This is a genomic window from Streptosporangium longisporum (genome assembly GCF_039534895.1).
Classification (GTDB): Bacteria; Actinomycetota; Actinomycetes; order Streptosporangiales; family Streptosporangiaceae; genus Streptosporangium; species Streptosporangium longisporum.
The window spans coordinates 502,462-527,648 of record NZ_BAAAWD010000014.1; the positions used below are offsets into that span (position 1 = coordinate 502,462).

Below are 25,187 nucleotides of genomic sequence, written 5' to 3' on the forward strand. Positions count from 1 at the left end.
AGTCGGTCGATTCGATCTCGCGGTGCTTCTGGAATTCCGGCCGCTCCGTTTCCGGAGCCACCCCTTGAACTTACCAGCCTCCGAGCGGCTCTGCGAACCGGCTCTGGAACCATGGGTTTCAAAGGGAGGGACGATGGACACGACACAAGCCATACGGAAGTCACCGAAGTGATTTGAGTGGTTTGCGCCGGACCCCGCCGACATCAAAAGATTAGCAGCCCTCACGGACCGCTCGAGACGTAACGCCGAACCTCACGTCCGTATTCCCCGGTCGGAGGACCCGGCTCGGTCGCATCCGCGGCCCTCGCCAGCCGCTCCCTGTACAACGACCGGCCTCGCAACCGTATTCCTCGAACAGAGGACCGGACCGAGTCTCACCTGACAGCCCTCGCCGGTCGCTCCAGGTCCAACGGCCGACTCCACGACCGTATTCCCCCGACAGGGACGGCGGCCCTGAACCCTTCGGCCCAGGATCGCGAGCACCGAGGACGCTGACCCTCGTCCCCGGCTCCCCGGTCCTCACACCGAGGGGCGGACGTACCGCACGATCGATCCTCCGGGCAGGACGGGCCGGCTGGGCGGACGGACCCGAACAGGCACCGGCGGAAACATAGACTCGGCCGGGTGAGCAGCCAGATGCCGCCGACGGCGAAAAAGGTTCCCAGCGAGCGCGTGCACCACGGAGACACCGTGGTCGACGACTACGCGTGGCTGACGGTCAAGGACGACCCGGATGTGGTGGCCTACCTGGAGGCGGAGAACGCCTACACGCAGGAGGCGACCGCCCACCTCAAGCCCCTTCAGGAGACGCTCTTCCAGGAGATCAAGGGGCGCACCCTGGAGACGGACCTCTCGGTCCCCACCCGCAAGGGCGGCTGGTGGTACTACTCCCGTACCGAGGAGGGCAAGCAGTACGGCATCCAGTGCCGGGTGGCGGCGGACGGTGAGACCCCTCCGGAGCTCAAGGCGGACGAGCCCCTTCCGGGCGAGGAGATCCTGCTCGACGGCAACGAGCTCGCCGGCGACTCCGACTTCTTCTCGATCGGGACCAGCTCGGTCAGCCCCGACGGCACCCTGATGGCGTACTCCACCAACTTCACCGGCGACGAGCGCTTCACCCTCAGGGTGAAGAACCTCCTCACCGGTGAGACGCTGCCCGACGAGATCCCCGGCATCTTCTACGGCGGAGCCTGGTCGGCCGACGGCACGAGCTTCTTCTACACGACGGTCGACGAGGCGTGGCGGCCCAACCAGGTCCACCGGCACGCGATCGGGAGCCCGGCCGCCGACGACGTCCTCGTCCACGAGGAGATCGACGAGCGGTTCTGGGTCGGCATCGGGCTCAGCCGCAGCGAGCACTACCTGATCCTCTCCGCCGGAAGCAAGATCACCAGTGAGGTGCGCCTGCTGGAGGCCGACGACCCTGCCGGGGAGTTCCGTGTCGTACGTCCCCGGGAGACCGGCGTGGAGTACGGCGTGGATCACGCGGGCGACCACTTCCTGGTCCTGCACAACCGGGATGCGGAGAACTTCGAGCTGGCCACCGCGCCGCTCGACGCCCCGGGCGACTGGACGCCGCTGATCCCGCACCGGACCGACACCCGGCTGCTCGACGTGGACGCCTTCGAGGGCCACACCGTCGTGCACTTCCGCCGCAACGGCCAGACCGGCATCCGGATCCTGCCCCGCTCCGGGGAGCCGTACGAGATCCCCTTCCCCGAGCCGATCTACGACGTGGCCCCGTCGGGCAACGCGGAGTTCGTCACCGGGCGGCTGCGGCTCGGCTACACCAGCATGATCACCCCGCCGTCGGTCTACGACTACGACCTCGGCGCGGGCGAGCTGGTCCTGCTGAAGCGCAAGGCCGTGCTCGGCGGGTACGACCCCGACGACTACGAGCAGTTCCGTGAGTGGGCGACCGCTCCGGACGGCACCCAGGTGCCGATCTCGATCGTCCTCAGGAAGGGCACCGAGCGTCCGGCCCCCACCGTGCTCTACGGCTACGGCAGCTACGAGATCTCGATCGACCCCTCGTTCTCGATCGCCCGGCTCAGCCTGCTCGACCGGGGCCTCGTCTTCGCCGTCGCGCACGTCAGGGGTGGCGGCGAGATGGGCCGTCACTGGTACGAGAACGGCAAGTTCACCAAGAAGAAGAACACCTTCACCGACTTCGTCGCCGCCGCCGAGCACCTCAAGGCGTCGGGCTGGTCCGGGCCCGTGGTCGCCAGGGGCGGCTCGGCGGGCGGGCTGCTGATGGGCGCGGTCGCCAACCTGGCGCCGGAGACGTTCGCCGGGGTGGTGGCGGAGGTGCCGTTCGTGGACGCGCTGAACACGATCCTGGACCCGTCGCTGCCGCTGACCGTGATCGAGTGGGACGAGTGGGGCGACCCGCTGCACGATCCCGAGGTGTACGCGTACATGAGGTCGTACACGCCGTACGAGAACGTCGACGACCGGGTCTACCCGCCCATCCTGGCGATCACCAGCCTCAACGACACCCGGGTGTTCTACCACGAGCCCGCCAAGTGGATCGCGAAGCTCCGCGATGTCGCGCGCGGCGGGCCGTTCCTGCTCAAGACGGAGATGGGCGCCGGGCACGGCGGCCGGAGCGGCAGGTACGACGCCTGGCGCGAAGAGGCGTTCACCCTCTCCTGGATCCTCGACACGGCGAAGGCGGACCGATGACCTACATCGCGGCGGACGACAGGTACGACGACCGGCAGCCGTACAACAGGGTCGGCAAGAGCGGGCTCAAGCTCCCGGCCGTCTCCCTGGGGCTCTGGCACAACTTCGGCGACGACAAGCCCTTCGAGACCCAGCGGGACATCCTGCGCAGGGCCTTCGACCTGGGGGTGACCCACTTCGACCTGGCCAACAACTACGGCCCGCCTCCCGGGTCGGCCGAGACCAACTTCGGCCGGCACCTGCGCGAGGACTTCGCGCCGTACCGGGACGAGCTGGTCATCTCCACCAAGGCGGGCTACGACATGTGGCCCGGCCCGTACGGCGAGTGGGGGTCGCGCAAGTACCTGCTCTCCAGCCTGGACCGGTCGCTGCAGCGGATGGGCCTGGACTACGTCGACATCTTCTACAGCCACCGGTTCGATCCGGACACGCCGCTGGAGGAGACGATGGGGGCACTGGACCACGCGGTCCGGTCCGGCAAGGCGCTCTACGCGGGCATCTCGTCGTACTCGCCCGAGCACACCGCCGAGGCGGCGCGGCTGCTGCGGGAGATGGGCACGCCGCTGCTGATCCACCAGCCGTCGTACTCGATGCTGAACCGCTGGATCGAGGGCGGGCTGCTCGACGTGCTGGAGGAGGAGGGCGTGGGCTGCATCGCGTTCTCCCCGCTGGCGCAGGGCATGCTGACCGATCGTTACCTGAACGGCGTCCCCGAGGGGTCGCGGGCCTCGCTGGGACGTTTCCTCACCCCGGAGATGCTCACCGAGGAGACGATGCGGCACGTCCGCACCCTGAACGGGATCGCGGGCGGACGCGGTCAGTCGCTGGCGCAGATGGCGCTGGCGTGGGCGCTGCGCGACCGGCGCGTCACGTCGGTGCTGATCGGCGCGAGCAGCGTCACCCAGCTGGAGGACAGCCTGGCGGCGGTGGAGAACCTCTCGTTCGAGGCCGACGAGCTGGCGGCCATCGACAAGGACGCGGTCGATGCGGGCGTCAACCTCTGGGCCAGGTCCAGCGAGGCCTGATCCCCCGGTACCCCGGCGGTCCGTACAGGCCGCCGGGGTACGCATGGGTTCGCGGTCCTCAAGGCCCGCCGGACCCGTACGGCCCGCCCGAGGTCAGCGAGGCGGGGTCACAGGGCCCCGTGCCGTTGCAGGTAGGTGAAGGAGGCCCAGCCCGGCAGCACCGGCAGCCAGAAGGTCAGCAGCCGGAACAGCAGCACGGCCGGGGTGGCGACCTCGGCGGGCAGGCCGGAGAGGGTCAGGCCGACCGAGAGGGAGAACTCGACGGCGCCGAGGCCGCCCGGGGTGGGGGCGGCCGAGCCGATGGCGTTCCCGGCCAGGAAGACGATGGCGACGGCGGCGATGTTGAGGGAGCCGCCGAAGGCGCGTACCGAGGCGTCCAGGCAGATCACGAAGAACAGGGTGAGCAGCAGGGTGCCGCCGAAGCCCTCGGCGATCTTCGCGGGCGACTGCAGGACGTCCAGCAGGCGCGGGATGACGCCGGAGAACAGCGAGCGGAGCCGCGAGGTGATCAGGCGGCGCAGGCGCGGCACGCTCACCACGGCCACCACCAGCACGGCCACCGCGAGCAACGCGATCACGAGCGTGCGCGACGGGGTGAACGACGAGGCCGTGTTGGAACCGGTGATGTAGGCGAACAGCAGGAGCAGCATGATGTGGAAGACCAGCCCGATGAGCTGGGAGGCGCCCACGCTGGCCACCGCCTGCCCGAGCGGGATGCCGCGTTTCTGCAGGTAGCGGCTGTTGATCGCGACACCGCTCACCGCCGCGGGCGCGACGAGCTTCACGAACGACCCGGCGAACTGGACCAGCACGGTACGGCCGAGGGGCAGCTTCTCCGGGACGAAGCCCTTGAGCATCAGGGCGGCGGCGACGTAGCTCAGCAGCGCGGCGACCAGCGCCACCCCGGTCCAGCTCCACTTGGCCGACGTGATCATGTTGAGGTTGATCTGCGTCAGGTAGTAGACCAGGAAGTACGCGGCGAACGCGGTGGCGATGATGGTGATCAGCGTCCGGGGGCGGAAGCGCTCCAGGCGGACCTCGTCGGCCTCGGCTCTCGGCCTGAGCTCGACGATCTGCTCGCGGATCTCGGTGAGCAGCCCCCTGTTCTTGTTGAGCGCGGTCCTGGTCTCGCGGGTCAGCGCGATCCGCTGGAGCAGCGGGAGCGCGTCGGCGAGCACGCCGGGACCGGCCCCGGCCGCGGCGGCCTCGACGGCCCTGCGGGCTCCGACCCGGAGGCTGAGGTAGGTGAGCAGCTGGGCGATGTCGAGACGGAGCAGCAGGTCACCCGCGGCGATCTCACCGCTGCGGGCGTCCATCAGGACGACCCGGCCCTCGGCGTCGACGTGGATGCTGTCGCCGGTCAGCCGGCGGTGGGCGAGCCGCTGGACCTGGAGCAGCAGGACCTGCTCCCAGATCTGGGCCAGCAGGTTGTCGTCGATCTCGTCGTCGGGGATGTCGTCGAGCGCGCGGGTGGGGGTGTGCTCGTAGGCGAGCAGCGCGGCCTCGCTGCCGATCTCGCTGGTGCCCAGCAGCCGGGGGGTGCTCGCCCCGGCGGCCTGCGCCGCGTACGCCATGAGGGCCTCGCGCTCCAGCTCGGCGCGGAGCGAGCGGATGGCCTTGCGGCGGGTCTCGGAGTTGAGGCGGATGCGCCGCCAGAGGCGGTAGAGGACCCCGGCGACCTGGCGGTCCCGGTCCAGGACGGTGACGTCGAGGCGGCTGCCGTTCTTCAGCTCGACGGCGTAGCGGCGGCTGCTCTGGTGGTCGTCGTCGAGCCGGTGGGCCCTGACCGGGGAGAAGCCCAGCTTGCGGAGCGCGGAGACGACCGCGCTGCCCGGGGGGCGGGTGTTGGGACTGCCCACGCCGTACAGGGTGGCGTAGCCGACGGCCAGGCCGACCAGGATGGAGACAACGATGCCCAGGATGGTCGCGGCGAGCCCGGCGAACAGGGCGACGGCGTTGAGCGCGACCGCGCTCCACAGGGCCGCGCGCCAGGTGGGACGGCGGGAGATCCTCACCGCGGTGACGTAGGCGATGATCGGGGTCAGCAGCGTGTCGACCGGCTCCACGCCCTCCCGGTTGCCGGTCAGCAGCAGCCGCAGGTCCTCGGGGCCGGCGTTGACGATCCACTCGCCGAGCACGTACGAGAGCACCATGGCGGCGATGGCGGCGAAGAGTCCCTCGGCCACCCGGAGCCCGTCACGGTGGAACACCCGTTCGATGGCGAAGGCCACGGGGACGCCCAGCATCGCCGAGGCGCTCAGCACCCCGGCCAGGCCGCTGAGCAGGAAGGGCGCCCGGTTGGTGCCGTCGGCGACGTCGCCCTCCAGCCCGTTCAGGGTCTTCTTGGCGACCAGGGCGAGCAGGATCACCGCGACGAGCGCGAGCAGGGTCGCCAGGAAGCGCAGCAGGTCCGAGGGCCGCCGGATCCGCTGCGGGAGCAGCGGCTCGACCACGCGCACGACGGTATCGCCGTCCGGCACCGGCGGTGTCCCGCCGGTGGACGTCGTCTCGCCCAGCTCCTTGATTTCCGTCACCGCCAGCGATTCTGCATGGTCCGCATCACAGGTGCGTCACCGATCTACTCCTTCAGTGTCCACAATCGTGGCCTTGCGCGTCGCAGTGGCCTCCGAGGACCCGCGTCGGCCGTGAACGTCCCCGCCTCCATCCTGGGCCCCGTGATCGGAAAACGCGTCGTGCCGCGATGCCGGTCCTCGCCCCGGTCGTCGCCCCGATCGTCGCTCCGGCCGGCGACCGGGCGGGGCCGGGCGGGGCCGGCCGTGCGGACGGCGGGAAGGCGGCCCCGGGGACCGTGGAGCAAGGGTCGCGCGCCGCTGAGACTCCGGTCACGGCGAACGGGGGAACAGTGGACGACGACGCGATGAACGACGAGACGGTGGCCGGGTCGGAGGGTGGCCGGGTCGTCGGAGGGTGGCGTCGTGCCGGTGGAGCGGTGGCCGGTCGGGCCGGGTGCGCGGGCGGCACCCCGCGCGGGCTCGGCCGCGGTGGCCGGGAGGCGCCGGAACGCCACCGGAACACCAGGAAACCCCCGGGCGAGGCCGGCGGAGCACCAGGGAACCCCCGGGAAGGCCGCCGGAACATCAGGGAAGGCCAGGGAACACCGTCGGCGTGCCGGTGATCGGTCTACGGTTGTCCCCCGCCCTTTCCGGCGACAGGGCCGGCCGTCCGGTTCACGCAGGCCCGAGCCTCGGATCCCGAGCCCTGGTTCCTGAGCACCGAGTTCCGCGCTCCGGCTGTGAGCCCGCGGCTCAGGGTTCAGGATCTAAAGCTCGGGGCTCGGGGCTCGGGGCTCAGAGCTCGGGCGAGGAAGACCAGACGAACACAGCGTACCTGTCACAGATGGAGAATTGACCCTCCTAGCTGCGGAAACGCTGGATTTAACGGGTGACGGCCTGAAAGGCTGACGGTCTGTTCCGTCGCCCGCCGACGGCCCGTGCGGGCGTGTCCAAGGGACGGGAACTCCCCTTCGCGGCCGTGTCCCCCCTCGCCCGTGGAGCGAGGGCTCCCGTCGTGACTCCGCCCCGCCGGGCCGGGGAAGGGCGGCCGCTCGTTCCACGCAGAGGAGTTCCGCATGAGCGCACGTGCCCCCGGGGGGATGCCGGTCGCGATCCTCGCGGCCGCGGTCATGGCCCTGTCCACCGTCTCCGCCGTACCCGCCGTCGCGGCGCCCGCCGTCCCGGCACCCGCCGCGACGCCCCTTCCGCCGGACGCGGAGACGTTCGGGAAATCGATCAAGATCGCGTCCGTCCGGCGGCACCTGGAGAGGTTCCAGAGCATCGCCGACGCCGCCGGCGGCATCCGGGCCGCGGCCACGCCCGGGTACGACGCCTCGGCCGACTACGTCGCGGACCGGTTGCGCGCCGCCGGTTACCGGGTGACCATGCAGGAGTTCAAGATCTCCTTCTTCCAGGAGCGGACGCCGCCCGTGCTGCGCCGGGTCTCGCCCACCGCCACGACGTACGAGCCCGGTGTCCAGTTCAGGACCATGACGTACTCCGGCTCGGGGAAGGTGACCGCGCCGGTGCAGGGGGTCGACCTGACCCTGCCGCCGAGCAGGACGCCGAGCTCGACCTCCGGGTGCGAGGCGAGCGACTTCGCCGGGTTCGTCCGGGGCCACATCGCGCTGATGCAGCGCGGTACCTGCAGCTTCGAGGTCAAGGCGGAGCTGGCCCAGGCGGCCGGCGCCTCCGCGGTGATCATCTTCAACGAGGGCCAGATCGGCGAGGGCACCGCCGACCGCAGGCCGCTGATCAACGGCTCGCTCAACGCCTCGTCGGTGACCATCCCGGCGCTCGGCGCCGACTTCGCCACGGGCGCGGCGCTGGCGGCGCGCGGCACGACCGTGTCGCTCTCGGTGGACGCCGACAGCGCCCCCGACCGCAGGACCCGCAACGTCATCGCCGAGTCCCGTCACGGTGACCCGGACAGGGTGGTCATGCTCGGCGCGCACCTGGACAGCGTCGCGGCGGGCCCGGGCATCAACGACAACGGCTCCGGCAGCGCGGCCGTGCTGGAGACGGCGCTGGCGGCGGCCCCGCTGCGGACGCGGAACCGGCTGCGCTTCGCCTTCTGGGGCGCCGAGGAGCTGGGGCTGCTGGGGTCGAAGCACTACGTGGCCGCCCTCCCGCCCGCGGAGAGGGCGAAGATCAGGCTCTACCTGAACTTCGACATGATCGCCTCACCGAACCACGTCTTCGGGATCTACGACGGGGACTCCTCGGACCCGGACAGCGAGTCGAGGCCGCCCGCGGGGTCGGCCCAGATCGAGCAGCTCTTCGAGGCGTACTTCAAGGCGATCGGGCAGCCGTACCAGGACTCCGAGTTCACCGGCCGGTCCGACTACGGCCCGTTCATCGCGGTCGGCATCCCGTCGGGCGGGCTCTTCACCGGCGCCGAGGGCATCAAGTCTCCCGAGGAGGCGGCGAAGTTCGGCGGCGTCGCGGGCACGGCCTACGACAAGTGCTACCACCAGGCGTGCGACACCATCGCCAACATCGGCGACCTGGCGCTGGCGGTGAACACCGGCGCGATCGCGGCCGCGGCGTTCAGCTACGCCTACGCCGGCGACCTGCCCGGCGGGGACACGGCCGGCTCCTTCGGGACCGGCGGGCCGAGGACGAGCGCGCCGAGGACAGGCGAGCCCGGGACGGACGGACCGAGGACGAGCGGACCGAGGATCGGTGCCGGCAGAGCCGGTGGCGACAGGATCGGCGAGTGGTGGTGGGGTGGCCGGCTGCCGGGCGGGCCGAGGACGGGCGGCGGCGGGCTGAGGGACGGCCACGCCCACGACCACGACACCCACGCCCACGCTGGCGTTCTGGGGTGACGTGTGCCGTCCCGGGCGGCGGCGTTACAGTCGGGACATGTCGTCAGGCGAATTGCGAGTGCTGGGGGCGTGCCCGCTGGACTGCCCCGACACCTGTTCCTGGGTGGTGACCGTCCGGGACGGCCGGGCCGTCACGTTGCGCGGCAACGCCGAGCATCCCTACACCCGCGGCGCGCTCTGCGTGAAGGTGAACCGCTACCTGGAGCACGCCGCGGCGTCCGACCGCATCCTGTACCCGATGCGGCGGATCGGCCCCAAGGGCTCCGGCAGGTTCGAGCGGATCGGCTGGGACGAGGCCCTGGAGGAGATCTCCGTACGGCTGCGCGACATCGTCGAGCGCCACGGCGGCGAGGCCATCTGGCCCTACGCGGGCACCGGCACGCTGGGCTACCTCCAGGGGACGGAGGGGATCGCGGGCCGGCGCCTGTGGAACGTGCTGGGGGCCTCCAGGCACTACCTGAACATCTGCTCCTCGGCCGGCAACACCGGGCTGGAGCAGGTCTACGGCACGCCCGGCGGCATGGACCCGGAGACGTTCGCCGACTCCCGGCTGATCCTGCTGTGGGGCACGAACACGCTGACCAGCGGGCACCACCTGTGGAAGTTCATCCAGGACGGCCGCGCGGCCGGGGCGTACGTGGTGGCGATCGACCCGATCCGCACCCGTACCGCGGAGCAGGCCGACGAGCACCTGCCGATCCGGCCGGGCACCGACGCGGCCCTCGCCCTGGGACTGCTGAACGTGGTCCTGGCCGAGGGCGCCGAGGACCGCGACTTCCTGGAGAACCACACCAGCGGCTGGGAGGACTTCCGCGCGGAGATCCTCCGCCACCCCCCGGCGCGGGTGGCGGGGATCACCGGGCTGGACGAGGCCGACATCCGGGCCCTGGGCCTGCGGCTGGCCCACACCCGGCCCACCGGCATCCGGGCCACCATGGGGATACAGCGGCACGCGGGCGGCGGCACGGCCGTGCGCACGATCGCCTCCATCCCCGGCGTGACCGGCGACTGGCGCCGTCCGGGCGGCGGGATCGCGTACTCCACCAGCGGGCACCTGCACCTGAACATCGACACCCGCGAGGACCTGCTGGCCCGGCCGGTCCGCACGCTCACCATGACGCGGCTGGCCGACGAGCTGGACGAGTCGGTGAAGTGCCTGTGGGTGTACGCGGCCAACCCGATGTCCTCCTCCCCCGACCAGAACCGGATCCGCGAGAGGCTGCTGCGCGAGGACCTGTTCACGGTGGTGATGGAGCAGTTCCCGACCGACACCGTCGACCACGCCGACATCGTGCTCCCGGCCACCATGCAGATCGAGCACGCCGACCTGCACGCGGGTTACGGCCACATGTACCTGGCGTGGAACGAGCCCGCGGTCGCGCCGCCGGGCGAGTGCCTGTCCACCACCGAGACGTTCCGCCGCCTGGCGCGGCACATGGGGCTCACCGAGCCGTCCCTGTACGACTCCGACCTGGAGCTGGCCGAGCAGCTGCTCTCCTCGGGCCACCCGTCGCTGGACGGGATCACGGTCGACCGGCTGCGCAAGGAGGGCTGGGTCCGGCTCAACGTGCCCCGGCCCTTCGCGCCGTTCGCCGACGGCTTCCCGACGCCCTCGGGCCGGATGCGGTTCGCCCCGGGACCGGCCTACGTCCCCCCGCGGACGGCCTCGGCCGCACTCGGGCCGTACCCGCTGGCGCTCGTCACGCCCGCCTCGCACACGTTCCTCAACTCCACGTTCGGCAACAACCCGGAGCTGCTGCGGCGCTCGAAGGGCCCGCGGGTCCTGGTCAACCCCGAGGATGCCTCGCCGCGGGGGCTGAGCGACGGGCAGCGGGCCCGGGTCTTCAACGACGCGGGCGCGTTCGAGGCGGTCGTCGAGATCAGCGAGAAGGTACGGCCCGGCGTGGTCGCGTCCACCAAGGGGCACTGGCGCAAGCTGAGCCCGGGGGGTGCCACGGCGAACGCCGTGGTGGGCGCGCGCGACGCCGACATGGGACGCGGCGCCGTCTACCACGACAACCTCGTCGAGATCGGCCCCTGCGACGCGGGGTGACGGCACCGCGTCCCGGCAGGGGTGTCGGTGATGTCCGCAGGCCCCGGGGTGCGGGGGGCACGACCGTCACGGCACGGCCGCGGGGATCACGGCCCTCGAAGCACGGCCGCGGGCTCCGCGAGCCCGGGGGATCACGGCCGGGGCGTCCCCGGGGTCAGGTCAGGGAGAGCTTGTACCCCTCGTGGGAGGCCACGAAGCCGAGGGAGTCGTAGAAGCGGTGGGCGTCCGTGCGGCTCTTGTCGGTGGTGAGCTGGACCAGGGTGCAGCCACGGGCGCGAGCGCGGTCGAGGGCCCACTCCATCATCGTGCGGCCCAGTCCCCGTCCTCGCAGGCCGGAGGCGATCCTGACCGCCTCGATCTGCATCCGGAGCGCGCCGCGACGGGAGATGCCGGGGATGTAGGTGAGCTGCATGGTGCCCACGACCTCGCCGTCCAGCTCGGCGACGATCAGCTCGTTGCCGGGGTCGGCGTCGACGAGCTCGAAGGCGGCGCGGTGCTCGTCGCCGAAATCGCCCTGGCGACCGGCCGCGACGACGTCGTCGGCGAGCATGGCCACGATGATCGGGACGTCCTCGGCACGGGCGATACGGAACTCCACCGGCATGACGATCAAACTATCCGGAACGGCGGAGCCTCCCGTACCCGGGGCGTCCGCCTCCCGCGCGGCGCCCGGGTCACATCCCGGCTCCCGCGCGGGCACCTCGGACACGTCCTCGCTTGCCGCGCGAACGTACCGGTCACGTCACCGGTACGAGCGGCGTCCCCGGCACGGTGACCCCGGGAACAACCAGGGTCGCTCCCCGATGTGAACACAGGGGCACGACAGGCACGCTGATGACATGAACGACGAACTGACTCGACGTGACGAGATGTCCCTCGCCGGAGCGGCGCTGCGCGGCGCTCCCTGGAAGACCGCCGCGGTGGCCGGTGGCGCGCTGGCGGTCACCAGCTTCGGGGTGAGCATATTGGGCGGAGGGGACAGCCTGGCCTGGTCCCTGGCGGTCGGCATCGGCGTGTTCTCGCTGATCGCGGCCATCGGCGCGATCAGCAAGCCCGAGATCGGGGACCGGGTGACCCGGCAGGCCCGCCTGTGGGCGCTGCGCCACCCCTGGAGATTCTCGCTCTACCCCGCGCTCGGCGCCGCGACGCTCCTGTACCCGGTGCAGCTCATCCTCGACGGCGAGGGCGTGTTCGGCGCGGCGCTGGACGCCCTCCAGGGCGGCCTGGCGGTCTACCTGATCACGGCGGTCCTGGCCGTCGCCCTCAAGGGACGCGGCCAGCGGTCGCTGCCGGACGGTCGATGAACCGTACGGCCGCGGCCCCGGTGGTGACCCGCGCGGCCCCTCGGGGCCCGCGGGGTCCCGCGGCACGCCCGGTCGTGGGCCCTCGGCGCCCCTGTCCGGTGCCCGGTGCGGGTTCCCGTGGTCCTCGGTGCCGGTCGCGTGGTGCCCGGCGCTATTTCCTCTCGTGTTCGGCGCGGCAGACGCAGAACTCGTTGCCCTCGGGGTCGAGCATCGTGACCCAGCCGCTGCCGTCGGGCTTGCGCAGGTCGTCGAAGATCGTGGCGCCGAGTCCGAGCAGGCGTTCGACCTCCTTCTCGCGGGTGCTGTCCGGCGAGGCCGTGACGTCCAGGTGAAGGCGGTTCTTGACCGTCTTGCCCTCGGGGACCGTCATGAACAGAAGATTCAGGGTGTCGCCCTGGAGGAGGAACTCGTCGTCCTCGTCCTTGTCCGTCTCGGGGTGGAACCGCAGGCCGAGGGCGTCGCGCCAGAAGGTCGCCACCTCGTAGGGCCGGGCACAGTCGAATGTCACGTAGTGAACCTCAATCATGGGCCCACCCAAGCCGTCACCACCAAAGCCGTCAAGCAGGTTTTCGCCTGCTCTACCGGGGGTCCGGACCGGACGCAGGCTCCCACCAGAGGGTGAACCACCGGTCGCGGGGGACCGGCCACATGTCCAGCTCGACGACCGCGGCGATGACCTCGCCGGCGCGCTCGCGGCCGAGACAGAGCCTCCGGCAGGCACTCTCGGCGAGATCCTCCAGCCGGTCGAAGCGGGGCAGCGGGGCCGGGCGCGACTCGTGGCGGACCCGGTGGCCGAGCCCCTCGGCGATGGCGATCACGTCGTGGGCCGTGGGCCGCAGCGGGCGGGTGATGCCGTGGAAACGCCGCCACAGCGGGTTGAGCCAGCTCATCGGGTGCCGTTCGGTGAGCTCCAGCACCACCCGGTGGCGGGCGTGACCGGTGAGCGCCGTCAGGAAGGCGGCCAGGTCCGGCACGTTGTAGACGACGTGGGCGGCGACGGCGACGTCCGCCACCGGGGTCCGGTCCGCGACGTCGGGCCAGCGGCCCCGTACGGTCCGCAGCGGGACGCCCAGCGCGGCGGCCCGGGAGGTCAGGTCGGCGAGCATCTCGGCGGAGACGTCGACCGCGATCAGCTCGCCCGGCGCGGGGGCGAGCGGCAGCGAGGCCGCGCCGGTTCCGGCGCCCACGTCCAGCACGCTCCCGCCCGGCGGCAGCGCCTCGCCCGCCCTGGCCAGGGTCGGCCCCCCGGGGGCCGCGAGGGCACGGTCGGTACGCCCGGCGAACCGGGCCGCCGAGTGCCCCCAGGGGTCGGCCGGAGCCCTGGCCGCGATCTCCTCGGGGATGCCCCACCGCTCCAGGTCGGCCCGCCACCGCTCGTCCATGCGGGGAGCCTACGAGAACGCGGCGGGGACCGCGGCCCCGCCCGGGCCGCCACGGAGATTTTCGGAAAATGACGTGATGCACGTCCTACCTTGGACTGTTTTCTAGGGGTTACTCGCGGGTAGCATTACCGGTAACGTTACCGGTGAGTACGTGAGTTCCGGTTCCCCCGGTTTCAAGGAGAAGACCCCATGGGCCACTACAAGAGCAATGTCCGTGACCTGGAGTTCAACCTCTTCGAGGTCTTCGGGCGCCGGGACGTTCTGGGCACCGGCCTGTTCGCCGACCTGGACGAGGACGTGGTGCGGAGCATCCTGAAGGAGGTCGACCGCCTCGCCACCGGGGTGCTCGCCGACTCCTTCGAGGAGGGCGACCGCACGCCTCCCGTGTTCGACCCCAAGACCGCGACGGTGACGATGCCGGAGGGCTTCAAGAAGTCCTTCGCCGCCTACCGCGACGCCGGTTGGACCAACCTCGGGCTCCCCGCCGAGCTGGGCGGCCCCGGCCTGCCCAGCAGCGTGAACTGGGCCCTGGCCGAGATGGTCCTCGGCGCCAACCCCGCCGTGTGGATGTACTCCAGCGGCCCGGCCTTCGCCCACGTGCTGCACACCATCGGCACCGAGGAGCAGAGGCGCTACGCCGAGCTGGCCATCGAGAACCAGTGGGGCGCCACCATGGTGCTCACCGAGCCCGACGCCGGTTCCGACGTGGGCGCCGGGCGCGCCAAGGCCGTACGGCAGGACGACGGCACCTGGCACATCGAGGGCGTCAAGCGCTTCATCACCAGCGCCGAGCACGACATGGCCGACAACATCTTCCACCTGGTGCTGGCCCGCCCCGAGGGGCACGGCGTCGGCACCAAGGGGCTGTCGATGTTCCTGGTCTCGAAGTACCACGTGGACCTGGAGACCGGCGAGCTCGGCGAGCGCAACGGCGTCTACGTCACCAACGTCGAGAAGAAGATGGGCCTGAAGGTCTCCACGACCTGCGAGCTCACCTTCGGCGGCGAGCACCCGGCGGTGGGCACGCTGGTCGGCGAGGTGCACGAGGGCATCAAGCAGATGTTCATGATCATCGAGCACGCCCGGATGATGGTCGGCTCCAAGGCGATCGCCACCCTCTCCACCGGGTACCTCAACGCGCTGGCCTACGCCAAGGAGCGGGTGCAGGGTTCCGACCTCACCCAGATGGCCGACAAGGCCGCCCCGCGGGTGACCATCACCCACCACCCGGACGTACGCCGGGAGCTGATGCTCCAGAAGTCCTACGCCGAGGGCATGCGGGCCCTGGTCATGCTCACCGCCACCTACCAGGACGACGTGCTGATCGCCGAGCACGAGGGCCGCAGGGACCCGCACGCCGAGGCCATGAACGACCTGCTGCTGCCGCTGGTCAAGGGCGTGGGCTCGGAGCGCTCGTACGAGATGCTGTCGCGGTCGCTGCAGACCCTGGGCGGCTCGGGCTACCTGCAGGACTACCCGATCGAGCAGTACATCAGGGACGCCAAGATCGACTCCCTGTACGAGGGCACCACCGCGATCCAGGGCCTGGACCTGTTCTTCCGCAAGGTCCTGCGCAACCAGGGGGCCGCCCTCGGCTCGCTGCACGCGGACATCACGGCCTTCGCCGCCTCCGAGGCGGGCAACGGGCGCCTCAAGGCCGAGCGCGCGCTGCTGGCCGAGGCCGCGAACGAGGTCAAGGCGATGGCCGACACCATGGCCGGCTGGGCACTGGGCTCGCTGGAGGTGCCGGCCGAGGTCTACAAGGTCGGGCTCAACACCACCCGGTTCCTGCTCGCCCTGGGCGACGTGGTGATCGCCTGGCTGCTGCTGCGCCAGGCCGAGGTGGCGCTGGCCGCGCTGGGGTCCTCCACCGAGGCACCGGGTTCGGCCGGTGGGCGGGGTGACGTCGCCTTCTACACGGGCAAGGTCGCCGCGGCCTCCTTCTTCGCCCAGAGCGTCCTGCCCCGCATCACGGCCGAGCGCCGCACGCTGGAGGCCACCGACCAGAGCCTGATGGAGCTGCCCGAAGAGGCCTTCTGACCCCGGCCGGCACCGGCAGGCGCCGACCACTCCGACCGGTGGCCTTTTGACCGCCTGACGGCGCGGGCCCGCCCAGGGCCGGCCGGTGGCGTGCGTGACGAGGGGCCGGTCCCGTTCCGACGGGACCGGCCCCTCGTTCTTCTCCTCACCCGTACACCCCCGGAGCGTTCTCCCGGGAACCCGACATGGCTCGGGCGTTGACATCGCCCCTAGTTGTTCTCATACTGAGATTGTCTCAACCTGAGAAGGACGTGCGATGAACGAATCCGAGTTCCTGGCCGGTTACGACCCGCGGGACTACCCCGCGGTGGCCGTGACGGTCGACGTGGTGGCGCTCACCATCCGCGGGGGCGGGCTGCGCGTCCTGCTGGTCCGGCGGGGCGAGCAGCCCCACGCGGGACGGTGGTCGCTGCCCGGGGGTTTCATCCGGCCGGACGAGGACCTGCCCCAGGCCGCGGCGCGGGAGCTGGCCGAGGAGACCGGGCTGTCCGACCGGGTCCACATCGAGCAGCTCGCCAGCTACGGCGCACCCGGCCGGGACCCGCGGATGAGGGTCGTGTCGATCTCCTACCTCGCCTTCGCGCCGGACCTGCCCGACCCCCGGGCCGGTACGGACGCCTCCGACGCCGCCTGGCACCCCGTCGACAAGGTGCCCGAGCTCGCCTTCGACCACGGCCGGATCCTGGACCACGGCCTGGAGCGGGCCCGCGGGAAGCTGGAGTACACCCCGCTGGCCACCGCCTTCGCCGGTGACACGTTCACCATCTCCGAGCTGCGCGGCGTCTACGAGACGGTCTGGGGCGTGCCGCTGCACGCGGGCAACTTCCACCGCAAGATCCTGTCGGTGCCCGGCTTCGTGGAGAGCACCGGCGAGACCACCGAGAGCGGCGGGGCCAGGGGCGGCCCCCGGGCCAAGCTCTACCGGGCCGGAGACGCCCGGCTCCTGCACCCCGCGCTGCTGCGGCCCGCCAGGGAGGAGACGATCAGATGACCACCACGGCCGAGGCGATCGCGCTGGTGACCGCCGCCCGCACGCCCGGCGACCTGTTCGACGGGCCGTCCCCGCACCGGGTCTACCGCGCCCTGGCACGGCTGCTCCACCCCGACCTGGCTCCCGGGGCCGAGGCCGCCGAGGCGTTCACCCGGCTGGCGGAGCTCTGGGCGGCCCGGGGCGGGGCGCCCGAAACGGTGATCACGACCGGGCGGGGGTCCTACCGCCTCGGCGGCGTCCTGCGGCACGGCGCCACGGCCGTGCTCTACCGGAGCGGGCCCGACACGCTGCTCAAGATCCCGCGCAGTCACACCGACAACGACCTCATGCGCCGCGAGGCCGACGCCCTGGAGACGATCGGCCGGGACGGCGACCCGCTGCTCCTGCCGTACGTGCCCCGGCTGGTGGAGTCGTTCCGGCACCGCTCGGGCGGGGTCGAACGGCAGGCCAACGTGATCAGCCGGGTGCCGGACGGTTTCGTGGGCCTGGACGAGATCGCACGGCGGCGACCGGTGCTCGACGCGCGGGACGTGGCCTGGATCTGGCGGCGGCTGCTGGTCGCCGTCGGCGCGGCCCACCGGGCTGGGGTGGTGCACGGCGCGGTGTTCGGGCACCACGTGCTCGTCCACCCCGTCGACCACGGCCTGGTGCTCGTCGACTGGAGCCAGTCGGTCCCGACCGGCACGCCGGTCACCGCCCTGGTGGCCCGGCACCGGGACGACTACCCGCCCGAGGTCATGGCCAGAAGGCCCGCGACCCCGGCGCTCGACATCCAGCTCGCCACCCGGTGCGTGGCCGCCCTCATGGGCGACCGCGCCCCCGTCCCGATCCGGCGCTTCGTCCGGGGGAGCCTGCTCGCCCCGCCGGACGACGCCTGGCGGCTCCTGGCCGAGCTGGACGACCTGCTCGACGACCTCTACGGACCGCGGACGTACCGGCCACTGCGCCTGTGACCGTCCCGTCCGACCCGGCCTTCCCGGCCCGGACGACTCCCCCGCCGTCCCGGTCGCGCCCGTGATCGCCGGGCCCTCAGAACGTTCCACCCCCGATGCAAGGAGATCCCCGTGGGAAGCGGAATCTGGTCCACCGACGTCTACTCCGCCGCGGCGAGCTACCGCGCCACCAAGGGCGCGAGCGCCTTCGCGCACACCGACAGCGGTGCCCGCTCGACGCACCCCGACCTCGACCCGCACGGGGTGACGGCCCGCGAGAGCCGCGACTCCGCCGAGCACCCGGCCTCCCTGGCCGTGGCCGTGCTGTTCGACGTGACCGGCTCGATGGGCGGGGTGCCCCGCCGCCTGCAGACCAGGCTGCCCGACCTGCTCGGGTTGCTGCTCCGCAAGGGCTACGCGACCGACCCGCAGATCCTCTTCGGCGCGATCGGCGACGCCACCTGCGACCGGGCACCGCTCCAGGTCGGCCAGTTCGAGTCCGACAACAGGATGGACGAGCACCTGGGGAAGATCCTGCTGGAGGGCGGGGGCGGCGGCCAGATGCGCGAGTCGTACGAGCTGGCGATGTACTTCATGGCCAGGCACACCTCGATCGACTGCTTCGAGAAGCGGGGCCGCCGCGGCTACCTGTTCATCATCGGCGACGAGATGCCGTACACGTACGTCAAGCGGCGCGAGGTCGAGAAGGTGGTCGGCGAGCGGATCGAGCGGGACATCCCGATCAAGGAGATGATCGCCGAGCTGACCAGGACCTACGACGTGTACTACATCGTCCCCGCCGGGGCGAGCCACGCCGGGAACGGCGGGGTGCTGGCCGCCTGGCGTGACCTGCTCGGCCAGAACGTGCTGGAACTGGACGACCTGGACGCCGTCTCCGAGACCATCGCGCTCACCGTCGGTCTCGGCGAGGACGCCATCGACCTGCGGGAGGGGCTGGACGACCTGGAGGAGATCGGCTCGACCGCCGGGACCGCCGTGGGCAAGGCCCTGGCCAGGCTCGACCGCGGCACGCTCGTGGTCGCCGACGGGCTCGACCTGGGAGGCGACAGCGGCGTACTGCGGCTCTGAGAGGTGCCCCCCCGCCGCGCGGCGGCCACCGCGAGCACCGCGGCGGGGAGCGCCACCACGAAGGGAGAGGGTCCCGCGGGGAACGCCCGCGGGACCCGGCCCGGCCGTCTTCGGCCGGGTGGGGAGGGACCGGCCGGGACGGACCGGCCGAGAGGACGAGGCCACCGGAGCCGGATCGGCCGGGAGACGACCCGGCCGGGACGGACCGCCGGTGGCGACGATGGCGACGAACGGGTGATGGCATGGACGAGCATGTGATCGTGACCGACCTCGGTTACGGCGACGCGGGCAAGGGGACCGTCGTCGACTGGCTCTGCGAGCGCGGGCCCGTCCAGGCCGTGGTCAGGTTCAACGGGGGCGCGCAGGCCGGGCACAACGTGGTCCTGCCCGACGGGCGGCACCACACGTTCGCGCAGTTCGGTTCGGGCACGTTCAGGGGGGTGCCGACCCACCTGTCCCGTCTGACGGTCGTGGACCCCCTGGCGCTGGCCCGGGAGGCCGCCCACCTGGCCGGCCTGGGCGTCCCCGACCCGCTCACCCTGCTCACCGTGGACCGCGACGCCCTGCTCGCCACCCCGTACCACGTGGAGGCCGGGCGGGCCAGGGAGCTGGCGCGCGGCGAGGACCGGCACGGGTCGTGCGGCATGGGCGTCGGCGAGACCATGGCCTACGCCCTGGCGCACCCTGATCTGGCGCCGACCGCGGGCGACTGCGAGGAACCGGCCCGGCTGACCCGCAAGCTGCACGCCCTGCGCGAGGCGCTGGGGGTGACCGGGCCGGACGTGGAGGACTGCGTCGCGGCCTTCCGGGCGTTCGCCGAACGGGTGATCCTGGTCGGCTCCTCCTTCGTGACCGCCCTGCTGCGCAGGCGGCCGGTGGTCTTCGAGGGCGCGCAGGGCGTGCTGCTCGACGAGTGGCACGGCTTCCACCCGTACACCACCTGGAGCACGACGACCTTCGCGGGCGCGCTGAAGCTGCTCGACGGGGCGCCCGCGCTGCGGCTGGGCGTGCTGCGGACCTACACCCCCCGGCACGGCCCGGGACCGCTGGTGACCGAGGATCCCGCCCTGGCGCTCCCCGAGGCCCACAACGGCACCGGCCCCTGGCAGGGCGCCTTCAGGACCGGTCACTTCGACGCGGTGGCCCACCGCTACGCGCTCGCCGCCGCCGGTGGCGCCGACGTCCTGGCCCTCACCCACCTGGACGCGCCGGTGACGCGGATGTGCGTCTCGTACGACATCGGCGAGCTGCCGGTCAGCACGCCCGGTGATCTGGACCGGCAGGCCCGGCTGACCGCCCGGCTCTTCGGGGCCCGGCCGCGCTACACCGACGGGATCGACGACTGGCCCTCGGCCGTGACGGAGGCCCTGGGAGTCCCGGTGTGGCTGGGATCGGCCGGGCCCACCGCCGCGGACAAGGTCGTTCTGAGTGGTGTCATCGCGCGCGGAAGGGTATGACCATTTCCGTACGCTCCCTTTGCCTGGCGGACAGCTTTATCCGGAGGAATTCATGGGTGTCGGGATCAGCATCTTCTTTCTCACTCTCGGCGCCATCCTCCGCTTCGCCATCGAACCCGACGTCCTCGGCCGGTCGGTGCACATCGACGTGATCGGCCTGATCTTCATGATCGTCGGCGCCGTCGGGGTCGTGCTGAGCGTCGTGATGGCTCCCAGGCGCGGCCAGACGTCCGACAACCGCCTGATGCACCGGGAGAACAACCCCCCGGAGGCCTAGACGGGCCGTCCCGGCGGGCCGGTGACGCGGCCGGCCGTCACCGGCTGTCACTACACCTCGAACTGGACCGCCGCACGGGTGTCCATGATCGGCTTGATGTGCTCGGCGATCACGGCCTGGTGCAGCGGGTGGTCGCGGTAGGTGACGAACTCGTCGACGCCGTCGAAGTCCGCGACGATCGCGAACTGGTGGTTGCCGGGGCTCACGCCCGCGTCGGCACCGAGGGTGTAGGCACGGATCTCCGGGATGGCCGCGGGCAGTTTCCCCAGTTCCTCCGCGACCCTGGCCCTCTGCTCGCCGGTGGACTCCTCGGCCCAGGTGAACAGCACGACATGCCGGAACATGATCTTCCCTTCGGTTGGGTGCCCGGCCAGCGTACGGCCACGCGTACCCGGATCCGGCGGCGGGACGGGGTGAGCGGGCGGTCCCCTCAGCCCGGGCGGGCCATCGACCGGCGCGCCGCGGACCTGATCCTTATCCGGCCGGAACGGCGCGGGACGGGTTCGAGCACGACCTGCCGGGCGCCCTCCGGGACGGACCTGAGGTCATGGGTGATCAGGATCGTCGTGCGCCCGCTCATGAGCCTGTTGAGCGGTTCCATGATCCGTGCCGCGGTGAGCGTGTCGAGCCCCGTCATCGGCTCGTCGAGGACGAGCACGGGAGCGTCGCGCAGGATCGCCCTGGCGATGGCGATCCGCTGGCGCTGCCCGCCGGACATCAGCCGGCCCCGCTGCCCGATCGGCGTCTCGTACCCCAGCGGGAGCGTGCCGACGAAGTCGTGCACGTCGGCCAGGACGGCGGCCCGGACGATGTCGTCCAGCTCGGCGCCGGGGCTGCCGTAGGCGATGTTCTCGCGTACGGTCCCGGAGAAGAGCAGGTTCTCCTGCTGCAGGATCGTGACGTTGTCGCGGAGCGACTCCCGGGTCAGGTCCCGGATGTCGGTCCCGTCGAGCAGGATGCGCCCGGCGGTGGGGTCGTAGAAGCGGAGCAGGAGCTTGGCGAGCGTGGACTTGCCCACGCCGCTGGGCCCGGTGCACACGACCAGTTCCCCGGGTTCGACGGCGAACGACAGGTCCCGCAGCGTGGGCCTCGTCCGGTTCGGGTAGGTGAAGCCGACCCCCTGGAACTCGATCCTGCCCTCGCTGCGCCGGGTCAGGTGGACGGCGCCCTCGCGGTCGGTGACAGCCGGCCGGGTCCGCAGGATCTCGATGACCCGGTCCGAGCCCGCCGCCGCCTCGGAGACGGTGAGGGCGATCTGCCCCAGGCTCTGCACGGCCGGGTAGAGGTAGGCGAGGTAGGCCGCGAAGGCGAGCAGCCCGCCGATGGTGAGGCGGCCCGAGGCGATCTCCCAGGCGCCGAACCCGAGGATGGCGATCAGGCAGACGGTCTCGATGACCTGCACGACGGGTCCGTACAGCGAGGACAGCCACGCCTGCGCCACGTTGGCCCGCAGCCAGGTGCGGCCCTCGGAGTGCAGCCGCTCCGCCTCGGCGTCCTGGCGGTTGTAGGACTGGACCAGCGACTGGTTGGACAGGCTCTCCTCGATGACGCTGTTCATGGCCCCGTTGCTGAGCCGCTCGCGGGCGGCGGCCGTCCTGAACCTGCTCGCGAAGACCTTCGAGACCACCAGGAACGCCGGGACCAGCAGGAACGTCAGCAGCGCCAGGTCCCAGCGGACGTAGAAGGCGGCCGCGGAGAAGAAGACGACGCTCGCGAGCGTGGTGAAGAGCTTGACCAGCCCGGTGCCGACCAGTTCCTCGATGGCCTCGATGTCGTCGGTGAGCCTGGCCATCAGGTCGCCGAGCCGGCGGTTGTCGAAGAAGTCGGGGGTGAGGGTCTGGACGTGCCGGAACACCCTGTCGCGCAGCCGCAGCAGGAAGCGCTCGCCGCCCACGGACGTGAGGTAGGCGCCCGCGAACGACACCAGTCCCGACACCGCCGCCAGGCCGAGCCAGCCGAGGGCGGGCATCCAGAACGCCCCCAGGTCCTGCCTGCTCAGCACCTCGTCGACGATGAATCCGAACAGGCCGATCGTGACGACCTCGCACACGGCCGCGACGATCGCGAGCACGCAGCCGGCCACGAGGAACCGGCGGATGCCGTGGGTCTGCGGCCAGAACTCACGGAAGGTCCTGCGGATGGAGACCACCGGCGTCTCGGGAGGCCGGCGGACGACGGCCCTCGCCCCGGCGGGCGAGGGCGACTCAGAGAATGAGAACCGACGGTTCACCCGTCGGCTCTCATGTGTTTCAGCTAGCACCGAATCCTGCTAGCACCGTTTCCGGCTACCACCACCAGCCGCCGCCCCCGCCACCGCCGCAGCCACATCCGCAACGACGACGGCGACGGCAGCAACAGCCGCCCCAGTGCAGAGACCGGTTGGTCGGGAAGAGCTGCATGAAACTCATGTGCTTCCCCTTTCGTGCTAGGTTGTCGCACTTTCCATCAACGACGCTAGCACCTATAGCGAGACAAATCACTAAATCCGAGACGCATTATCCAGGTTTTAACAAATGACCCGACAAAGCCGCGAAACACGCTATTCGTAAAGTCCGGCAAAAGATCCCCGGCTTCTCCGGCAGGCCCCGCCGGTCCAGGAAGCCGCAGCTTAAAGCTTGATCCACAGGACGGAAAAGGAGGTTTCCGAATTACTCAGCAAGCGGCCTCCGGTCCGTCGCCCGGAACGGCGCCCGTCCCCGGCGAACGGCTCGCCGCACGGCTCACCGCGCTCACGGAAGGACTCGTGACGCCAATTGACATGGCCGGTCAGGAATTGTCAGAAGAGGGAACGCCGGATATGCGTCACGGGCCTTGCGGCCCTTCCGTGCCGATGACGACCGGCCCTTCCGGGGGTCTCACACCAATGGGAACCGGCCTTTCCGGCTCTCCCGCACCGAGGGGGACCGGCCCTTCCCGGGCTCTCATACCGACCGGGACCGGCCCTTCCTCCGTCGTGGTGAGGCGGGAGACGGAACGGGCGCGCCCCCTCCGGTGGAGGAGGCGCGCCCGTCGCGTCCGGGGGTCTCAGCCCCAGGCGAGCATGCGGAGCGGATCCTCCAGCATGGCGCCGATGTCCCGCAGGAAGAGCGAGCCGAGTTCCCCGTCCACCACCCGGTGGTCGAAGGACAGGGCCAGGGTGCAGACCCGGCGCGGCACGATCTGCCCGTCCACCACCCAGGGCATCTCCCTGATCTGCCCGACGGCCAGGATCGCCGACTCGCCCGGGTTGAGGATGGGCGTTCCGGCGTCCACCCCGAAGACGCCCACGTTGGTGATCGTGAGGGTGCCCCCGGCCATGTCGGCGGGCTGGGTACGGCCCGCCCTGGCGGTCTCGGTCAGGACGCCGAGGGCACCCGCCAGGGCCGGCAGGGAGAGCAGGTGGGCGTCCTTGACGTTGGGGACGAGCAGGCCGCGCGGGGTGGCCGCGGCGATCCCCAGGTTGACGCGGTGCTTGACCACGATCTCCTGGTTCGCCTCGTCCCAGGCGGAGTTGATCATCGGATGGCGGCGGATCGCGACCAGGACCGCCTTGGCGACCAGCAGCAGCGGCGAGACCTTGACCTCCGCGAAGTCGGGAAGGCCACGCAGCCGGCGGACCGCCTCCATGGTCGCCGTCACGTCCACCTGGAGGAACTCCGTCACGTGCGGCGCGGTGAACGCCGAGGCCACCATGGCCTGGGCGGTCGCCTTGCGCACGCCCTTGATCGGGATCCGCTCCTCGTCACCGACGGCCCCGACGGACCCGGCGGATCCCACGACCCCGGCGGTCCCGGCCTGCTGCGGCCGGGCGCCGTCGTGGCCGTTCGCGCCGACGCCGGTACGGGCGTCGAGCGCGGCCTGGACGTCCTGCCTGGTGACCGAGCCGTGCGGGCCGGTCCCGGTGACGGTGGCCAGGTCGACCCCGAGGTCCCTGGCCAGCTTGCGCACCGGGGGCTTGGCCAGGACCGCGACCCTGCCCGAGGACGCCGCACCGGCCCCCTCCACCGCGGAGGCGGGCGCGGAGGCCACCGGGGGCGCCACCGAGGCCACCGTCACCGCCGCGGGCACGGGAGACACGACCGCGGGAGACACGGACGCGGGAGACGTGGAGGCGGGGGACGGGGGCGCGGGAGACGGGGTCGCGGGAGAGGCCGGGACGGGGGACGCGGCCTGCGGAGCGGCCTCGGCACCACCGTCGGGCGACGCCTGCTTGCGGGGGCGGCGCTTGGCCGTGCCGGTCCTGACGCCGTAACCGACCAGGACCGGCTGCCGCGCGCCGGCCGGCGGCTCCGGGACCATGTCCTCGGCCAGCGCGTTCTCCCGGCTCTCCCCGGCGACCGGCGAAGCGGCGGCGCCCGGGGCGGGGCCCGAGGCGCCGGGGGCGGGACCCGAGCCGTCGTCCACCGCGATGATCGGCCTGCCCACGTCCACGGTCTCGCCCTCGTCCGCCATCAGGGCCGCCACCACGCCCTCGAACGGGCAGGGCAGCTCGACCACGGCCTTGGCGGTCTCGATCTCCACGATGGTCTGGTTGACCGTGACCGGGTCCCCGACCTTCACGTGCCAGCGGACGATCTCCGCCTCGGTCAGTCCCTCGCCCACGTCGGGGAGCTTGAACTCCTTCATCGG

The 25,187-nt window shown here is 71.7% G+C and carries 18 protein-coding genes; 11 read left to right on the forward strand and 7 right to left on the reverse strand.

Features of this window, described 5'->3' with window-relative positions; genetic code table 11:
• The first annotated feature begins 624 nt into the window (after positions 1-624).
• The gene (locus ABD832_RS25595; protein ID WP_344899744.1) at positions 625-2,685 is read left to right on the forward strand and encodes a S9 family peptidase; all 2,061 of its coding nucleotides are present in this window, start codon (positions 625-627) and stop codon (positions 2,683-2,685) included.
• Positions 2,682-3,710 carry an L-glyceraldehyde 3-phosphate reductase gene (gene mgrA, locus ABD832_RS25600; RefSeq protein ID WP_344899746.1) on the forward strand — a complete coding sequence of 343 codons (1,029 nt, stop codon included), beginning with the start codon at positions 2,682-2,684 and terminating at the stop codon, positions 3,708-3,710. Before ABD832_RS25595 ends, mgrA begins: the two co-directional genes overlap by 4 nt.
• 107 nt (positions 3,711-3,817) lie before the next feature.
• Here the strand turns inward: mgrA and ABD832_RS25605 are convergent, their stop codons facing one another.
• Entirely contained in the window at positions 3,818-6,244 is a 2,427-nt protein-coding gene (locus ABD832_RS25605; RefSeq protein WP_344899748.1) for a lysylphosphatidylglycerol synthase transmembrane domain-containing protein, read from the reverse strand.
• 1,055 nt (positions 6,245-7,299) lie between these two features.
• On the opposite strand from ABD832_RS25605, the gene ABD832_RS25610 reads away from it, so the two are divergent.
• Together ABD832_RS25610 and ABD832_RS25615 are read left to right on the forward strand one after the other, a co-directional pair.
• A complete protein-coding gene (locus ABD832_RS25610) occupies positions 7,300-9,054 on the forward strand; it encodes a M20/M25/M40 family metallo-hydrolase (protein WP_344899750.1) in 1,755 nt (584 codons plus the stop codon).
• A 37-nt stretch (positions 9,055-9,091) separates the two neighbouring features.
• The gene (locus tag ABD832_RS25615; protein WP_344899752.1) at positions 9,092-11,107 is read left to right on the forward strand and encodes a molybdopterin-containing oxidoreductase family protein; all 2,016 of its coding nucleotides are present in this window, start codon (positions 9,092-9,094) and stop codon (positions 11,105-11,107) included.
• Positions 11,108-11,261: 154 nt separating this feature from the next.
• Here the strand turns inward: ABD832_RS25615 and ABD832_RS25620 are convergent, their stop codons facing one another.
• Positions 11,262-11,711 (reverse strand): GNAT family N-acetyltransferase, encoded by a 450-nt coding sequence (locus ABD832_RS25620; RefSeq protein ID WP_344899754.1) that lies wholly within the window; start codon positions 11,709-11,711, stop codon positions 11,262-11,264.
• Positions 11,712-11,946: 235 nt separating this feature from the next.
• Between ABD832_RS25620 and ABD832_RS25625 the strand changes: the two genes are divergently transcribed.
• Positions 11,947-12,411, forward strand: a complete 465-nt coding sequence (locus ABD832_RS25625) for a hypothetical protein (RefSeq protein ID WP_344899756.1) — start codon at positions 11,947-11,949, stop codon at positions 12,409-12,411.
• Positions 12,412-12,562: 151 nt separating this feature from the next.
• On the opposite strand, the gene ABD832_RS25630 is transcribed toward ABD832_RS25625, so the two are convergent.
• Positions 12,563-12,937, reverse strand: a complete 375-nt coding sequence (locus ABD832_RS25630; protein ID WP_344899758.1) for a VOC family protein — start codon at positions 12,935-12,937, stop codon at positions 12,563-12,565.
• A gap of 52 nt (positions 12,938-12,989) precedes the next feature.
• Complete coding sequence (locus ABD832_RS25635; RefSeq protein ID WP_344899760.1) at positions 12,990-13,793, reverse strand: class I SAM-dependent methyltransferase; 804 nt, start codon at positions 13,791-13,793, stop codon at positions 12,990-12,992.
• A gap of 189 nt (positions 13,794-13,982) precedes the next feature.
• Here ABD832_RS25635 and ABD832_RS25640 point away from each other — a divergent pair, with 189 nt between their 5' ends.
• The 6 genes from ABD832_RS25640 (at position 13,983) to ABD832_RS25665 (ending at position 20,579) form a co-directional block, all read left to right on the forward strand.
• Positions 13,983-15,833, forward strand: a complete 1,851-nt coding sequence (locus tag ABD832_RS25640) for an acyl-CoA dehydrogenase (protein ID WP_344899762.1) — start codon at positions 13,983-13,985, stop codon at positions 15,831-15,833.
• A 256-nt stretch (positions 15,834-16,089) separates the two neighbouring features.
• Positions 16,090-16,824: an NUDIX hydrolase gene (locus tag ABD832_RS25645; RefSeq protein ID WP_344899764.1), complete on the forward strand. Its 735-nt coding sequence runs from the start codon at positions 16,090-16,092 to the stop codon at positions 16,822-16,824.
• Positions 16,821-17,777 carry a lipopolysaccharide kinase InaA family protein gene (locus ABD832_RS25650; RefSeq protein ID WP_344899766.1) on the forward strand — a complete coding sequence of 319 codons (957 nt, stop codon included), beginning with the start codon at positions 16,821-16,823 and terminating at the stop codon, positions 17,775-17,777. Before ABD832_RS25645 ends, ABD832_RS25650 begins: the two co-directional genes overlap by 4 nt.
• Positions 17,778-17,888: 111 nt before the next feature.
• Positions 17,889-18,845 (forward strand): hypothetical protein, encoded by a 957-nt coding sequence (locus ABD832_RS25655; RefSeq protein WP_344899768.1) that lies wholly within the window; start codon positions 17,889-17,891, stop codon positions 18,843-18,845.
• Positions 18,846-19,087: 242 nt separating this feature from the next.
• The gene (locus tag ABD832_RS25660) at positions 19,088-20,302 is read left to right on the forward strand and encodes an adenylosuccinate synthetase (RefSeq protein ID WP_344899769.1); all 1,215 of its coding nucleotides are present in this window, start codon (positions 19,088-19,090) and stop codon (positions 20,300-20,302) included.
• 52 nt (positions 20,303-20,354) lie between these two features.
• Positions 20,355-20,579, forward strand: coding sequence for a DUF6458 family protein (locus ABD832_RS25665; RefSeq protein WP_344899770.1), 225 nt, complete (start codon positions 20,355-20,357; stop codon positions 20,577-20,579).
• Between the two features lie 50 nt (positions 20,580-20,629).
• On the opposite strand, the gene ABD832_RS25670 is transcribed toward ABD832_RS25665, so the two are convergent.
• From ABD832_RS25670 to ABD832_RS25680, 3 genes are all read right to left on the reverse strand, one after another.
• Positions 20,630-20,923, reverse strand: coding sequence for a Dabb family protein (locus tag ABD832_RS25670; RefSeq protein WP_344899772.1), 294 nt, complete (start codon positions 20,921-20,923; stop codon positions 20,630-20,632).
• 86 nt (positions 20,924-21,009) lie between these two features.
• On the reverse strand, positions 21,010-22,728 hold the full coding sequence (locus tag ABD832_RS25675; RefSeq protein ID WP_344899775.1) for an ABC transporter ATP-binding protein: 1,719 nt from the start codon (positions 22,726-22,728) through the stop codon (positions 21,010-21,012).
• Between the two features lie 875 nt (positions 22,729-23,603).
• Positions 23,604-25,184, reverse strand: coding sequence for a dihydrolipoamide acetyltransferase family protein (locus ABD832_RS25680; RefSeq protein WP_344899777.1), 1,581 nt, complete (start codon positions 25,182-25,184; stop codon positions 23,604-23,606).
• Between the last annotated feature and the right edge of the window lie 3 nt (positions 25,185-25,187).

Excerpts from the sequence above, each read along its gene's own strand:
- mgrA (WP_344899746.1), top strand. The coding sequence starts at position 2,682 with ATGACCTACATCGCGGCGGACGACAGGTACGACGACCGGCAGCCGTAC.
- ABD832_RS25610 (WP_344899750.1), top strand. The coding sequence starts at position 7,300 with ATGAGCGCACGTGCCCCCGGGGGGATGCCGGTCGCGATCCTCGCGGCC.
- ABD832_RS25615 (WP_344899752.1), top strand. The coding sequence starts at position 9,092 with ATGTCGTCAGGCGAATTGCGAGTGCTGGGGGCGTGCCCGCTGGACTGC.
- ABD832_RS25620 (WP_344899754.1), bottom strand. The coding sequence starts at position 11,711 with ATGCCGGTGGAGTTCCGTATCGCCCGTGCCGAGGACGTCCCGATCATC.
- ABD832_RS25625 (WP_344899756.1), top strand. The coding sequence starts at position 11,947 with ATGAACGACGAACTGACTCGACGTGACGAGATGTCCCTCGCCGGAGCG.
- ABD832_RS25630 (WP_344899758.1), bottom strand. The coding sequence starts at position 12,937 with ATGATTGAGGTTCACTACGTGACATTCGACTGTGCCCGGCCCTACGAG.
- ABD832_RS25635 (WP_344899760.1), bottom strand. The coding sequence starts at position 13,793 with ATGGACGAGCGGTGGCGGGCCGACCTGGAGCGGTGGGGCATCCCCGAG.
- ABD832_RS25640 (WP_344899762.1), top strand. The coding sequence starts at position 13,983 with ATGGGCCACTACAAGAGCAATGTCCGTGACCTGGAGTTCAACCTCTTC.
- ABD832_RS25645 (WP_344899764.1), top strand. The coding sequence starts at position 16,090 with ATGAACGAATCCGAGTTCCTGGCCGGTTACGACCCGCGGGACTACCCC.
- ABD832_RS25650 (WP_344899766.1), top strand. The coding sequence starts at position 16,821 with ATGACCACCACGGCCGAGGCGATCGCGCTGGTGACCGCCGCCCGCACG.
- ABD832_RS25660 (WP_344899769.1), top strand. The coding sequence starts at position 19,088 with ATGGACGAGCATGTGATCGTGACCGACCTCGGTTACGGCGACGCGGGC.
- ABD832_RS25665 (WP_344899770.1), top strand. The coding sequence starts at position 20,355 with ATGGGTGTCGGGATCAGCATCTTCTTTCTCACTCTCGGCGCCATCCTC.
- ABD832_RS25670 (WP_344899772.1), bottom strand. The coding sequence starts at position 20,923 with ATGTTCCGGCATGTCGTGCTGTTCACCTGGGCCGAGGAGTCCACCGGC.
- ABD832_RS25680 (WP_344899777.1), bottom strand. The coding sequence starts at position 25,184 with ATGAAGGAGTTCAAGCTCCCCGACGTGGGCGAGGGACTGACCGAGGCG.